Below are 687 nucleotides of genomic sequence, written 5' to 3'. Positions count from 1 at the left end.
TGGCTGTCCGGCGGTGACGAGCTGCCCGATACCGGCAAGCTCACCCGCCACTAACGGCGATTTAAGCAGTGATGTCAGAAACCTGGAGGCCGCGCTTACAGCCTGCGGCCTCCAGGTGGAAGCGGTCAAACAATGCCAGGAGGAACACCGTGCTAAAGCCCGCCCAACTGAGAAAAGCGTTAACTAACGCGGTGCCGGTGCTGCAAACCAGCCCCGACACCTTGCGGATGTTTGTGGATAACGGGCGTATCGTTTCCACGTTAGCCAGTTCGCTGTCGTTCGAATATCAGTACCAGGTCGAGCTGCTGATCACCGACTTTACCCAGGACAGCGATCTGGTCATGGTGCCCATTCTGGCCTGGCTGCGTGAGCATCAGCCGGACATCATGGCGACGCCGGAAAAACAGCAGAATGGATACACGTTTAAGGCCGATATGCTCAATGATGGGAGCTATGACATCGCTATTCATTTGCAGCTCACCGAGCGCGTGATTGTCAAACAGATTGATGCGGGTCTGCACGTGGAGCATTTTCCTGAGCCGCCGCTGCCGGAGCCGGTGGAAAGGCCGCGTAAACTGTACCTGCACGGCGAGTTAGTGAGTCAGTGGAATGAGTGAGCTGACCGCGTTTGATAACCGTATCGATGCACTGATTGCAGCGCTTTCACCGCAGCGCCGAAAAGCTTTG

Annotated in this window: 2 protein-coding genes; both read left to right on the top strand. The window is 56.5% G+C overall.

All coding sequences use genetic code 11. The features are described 5' to 3' along the window. On the top strand, positions 1-187 hold a 187-nt coding region (lysC, locus tag ED901_RS25225; protein WP_240993922.1), incomplete at its 5' end, for an Rz1-like lysis system protein LysC. Continuing rightward, positions 150-617, top strand: a complete 468-nt coding sequence (locus ED901_RS12865; RefSeq protein WP_122096138.1) for a phage tail protein — start codon at positions 150-152, stop codon at positions 615-617. The genes lysC and ED901_RS12865, both read left to right, overlap by 38 nt. The last annotated feature ends 70 nt before the right edge of the window (positions 618-687 follow it).

The sequence above is a fragment of the Rahnella sp. Larv3_ips genome (genome assembly GCF_003697865.1).
Classification (GTDB): domain Bacteria; phylum Pseudomonadota; class Gammaproteobacteria; order Enterobacterales; family Enterobacteriaceae; genus Rahnella; species Rahnella rivi.
The sequence above is the reverse complement of the archived record's forward strand: the minus strand, read 5'-3'. Positions and strand labels throughout refer to the sequence as shown.